The sequence below is a fragment of the Pseudomonas sp. CM25 genome (assembly GCF_013179705.1).
Taxonomy (GTDB): domain Bacteria; phylum Pseudomonadota; class Gammaproteobacteria; order Pseudomonadales; family Pseudomonadaceae; genus Aquipseudomonas.
Genome location: NZ_JABMCW010000507.1, coordinates 1 through 2,879 on the forward strand (window position 1 = coordinate 1; position 2,879 = coordinate 2,879).

The 2,879-nt window shown below is 66.1% G+C and carries 3 protein-coding genes; all 3 read left to right on the plus strand.

The features are described 5' to 3' along the window. The coding region (locus tag HP546_RS28635; protein WP_172232712.1) for a benzoate/H(+) symporter BenE family transporter at positions 1 to 596 on the plus strand (596 nt) is incomplete at its 5' end. Between the two features lie 56 nt (positions 597 to 652). After that, entirely contained in the window at positions 653 to 1,858 is a 1,206-nt protein-coding gene (locus HP546_RS28640; RefSeq protein WP_172232752.1) for an MFS transporter, read from the plus strand. A gap of 240 nt (positions 1,859 to 2,098) precedes the next feature. Continuing rightward, positions 2,099 to 2,879, plus strand: a 781-nt coding sequence (locus tag HP546_RS28645; protein WP_172232755.1) for a MoxR family ATPase, incomplete at its 3' end; no start/stop codon positions are given.

The following is a 2,879-nucleotide window of genomic DNA, read 5'->3' on the forward strand; positions in this document are numbered from 1 at the left end:
CCTCGCCAGTGTTCACCGCCCCCAGCTTTTCGCTCAACGCCGCCCTCAGCGTGGCCCTGCCACTGTTTCTGATCACCCTGACAGGCCAGTACATGCCCGGCATGCTGGTGCTGCGCAACGACGGCTTCACCACCAGCGCCAACCCGATCGTTGCGGTCACTGGCCTGGGCTCGTTGCTGATGGCGCCGTTTGGCTCGCACGCCTTCAACATTGCGGCCATTACCGCAGCCATCTGCACCGGCAAGGAAGCCCACGAAGACCCGCGCAAGCGTTGGGTTGCGGGGATTGCCGCCGGTGTCTGCTACATCCTGGTGGGGGTGTTCGGGGTGACCCTGGCGAGTGTGTTCATGGCCCTGCCGGGGACGTTCATTACCACCCTGGCCGGCCTGGCCCTGCTGGGCACCATCGGCGGCAGCCTGGCCAGCGCAATGGCCGATGCCCGCGCTCGCGAGTCGGCACTGATCACCTTCCTGGCGGCAGCGGCCAATATCAGCCTGTTCGGCATTGGCGGGGCCTTCTGGGGCCTGGTCATCGGCCTGCTGGCCCATGCGGCGCTGAACGGCCGCCTTCCTCGGGTCAGCCGCAGCGCCCGTTAAACGGGCCCACTCCCTCAGCGCGCGCCACAGGCGCGCAGCGCTCGACAGGTATCGATATGCCGCGAACACCCAAGCTTCTTACCCAGGTTGCTGCCGTGCACTTTGTCAGCCATGTGCACATCATGCTGATCCCCGCCCTGCTGCCCGTGCTTCCCGGCCTGATGGGGGTCGGCTTCGTCGAGCTCGGCGTCGCCCTGGCGGTGTTCAACATCGTCTCCGCCCTGGTGCAGGCCCCGTTGGGCTATGCGGTCGACCACTACGGTGCACGCAAAGTGCTCAAGGCCGGGTTGCTGCTGGGAAGCCTCAGCTTCGTGCTGGTGGCGGTCAGCCCAGGCTATGGGGTGCTGCTGGTGGCCATGGCCCTGGCCGGCCTGGCCAATGGCGTGTACCACCCTGCCGACTATGCGTTGCTGGCCAAGGGCATCGAGCAAAGCCGCCTGGGCCGGGCGTTCTCTATTCATACCTTCGCAGGCTTCCTCGGCGCGGCGGTTACGCCGGCGGTATTTCTGGGTATCACCGCCTTGTTCGGCCTGCAGGCAGCCCTGGCGACGGGCGCGGCATTGGGGGTTGCGGCGTGGCTGTTGATCTCGGTGCCCGGTAGCGGCGTGTATCAGGTTGCCGGCCCAGGCAACAAAACTGCCGCCGCCTGCGCTGATGCGGCCGGCCGCGTGCGCTTGTTCACGCCGATGATCGGCGTGTTGACGGTGCTGTTCATCCTGCTCAACCTGAGCACCAGTGCAATCGAGAAATTCTCCGTGGCCGCTTTGGTCCAGGGGCAAGGCCTGACGCTGGCCTGGGCCAACACTGCACTGACCGCCTTCCTGCTCTGCAGCGCGGCGGGAGTGTTGTGCGGTGGAACCCTGGCTGACCGTACCCGCCGCCATGGCCTGGTGGCGGCACTGGCCTTCGCGCTGGCGGCGGCGCTGACCGCGCTGGTGGCCCTGGGGCTGCTGCGGGACTGGCCGCTGGTGGTGGTGCTGGGCGCGATCGGCTTGCTGACCGGGGTGATCGCCCCATCGCGGGACATGCTGGTCAAAGCGGCTGCGCCGCCAGGGGCCGAGGGTAAAACCTTCGGGCTGGTCTCTACCGGGTTCAATATCGGCGGCGCCATCGGGCCGGTGGCGTTCGGCTGGATGCTTGACCAGCGGCTGGCCAACGGGGTGTTTGCTGCGTCGATGGTGTTCATGTTGCTGACGGTGCTGCTGACTGTGGCGCAGGAGCTGGCAAGGCGGTGCTCGCCCCAAGAGATGCAGCGCCTGTGAAATCGAGCGCTGCGCGGGTTCCGTCGGCCTGCTCCGGGTACAACGGGCGCCCAGCCACTGCAGCGGAATATCAGGCGAGGCCCAGCGACATGCAGGACATTTCTGTACCCCCAGGTCTCAAGCCTGGATAAATTTACCGGCCGCCATTGGTCGCCACCCCCCCGGATGGATTAAAGTATCACCCCTTGCCAGGGCCGCTGACTTCAGCCGCCTGCGGCCCCACACCAGGAACCGTCGACGATGGAACACCGTGAAGCGCTGATCGCGCTGCGCACCTTTCTTTCCACCCAGATCCTAGGCCAGGAAAAACTGGTCGAACGGCTGTTGATCGTGCTGCTGGCCGATGGCCATATGCTGGTGGAAGGTGCTCCGGGGCTGGCCAAGACCAAAGCCATCAAGGAGCTCGCCGAAGGCGTCGAGGCACAGTTCCATCGCATCCAGTTCACCCCCGACCTGCTGCCAGCCGACATCACCGGTACCGAAATCTATCGGCCGGAAACCGGCAGTTTCGTGTTCCAGCAGGGCCCGATCTTCCATAACCTGGTGCTGGCCGACGAAATCAACCGCGCACCGGCCAAGGTGCAGTCGGCGCTGCTCGAAGCCATGGCCGAGCGCCAGGTCAGCGTGGGCCGCAGTACCTACGACCTGTCGCCGCTGTTCCTGGTCATGGCCACGCAGAACCCCATCGAACAGGAAGGCACCTACCCGCTGCCCGAAGCCCAGCTCGACCGTTTCCTGATGCACGTGAAAATCGGCTTCCCCGACGCCGCGGTAGAGCGACGCATCCTGGCCCAGGCCCGCGGCGAGGCCCTGGGCGGCGAAAGCAAACCCGAGCGCCGGGTCAGCCAGCAGGCCATTTTTGCCGCGCGCAAGGAAATCCTCGGGTTGTACATGGCCGACGCGGTTGAGGAATACCTGGTGCAGCTGGTGATGGCCACCCGCACCCCGGCCAAGTTCGACGCCGAACTGGCCGACTGGATCGCCTACGGCGCCAGCCCGCGCGGCTCCATTTCGCTGGACC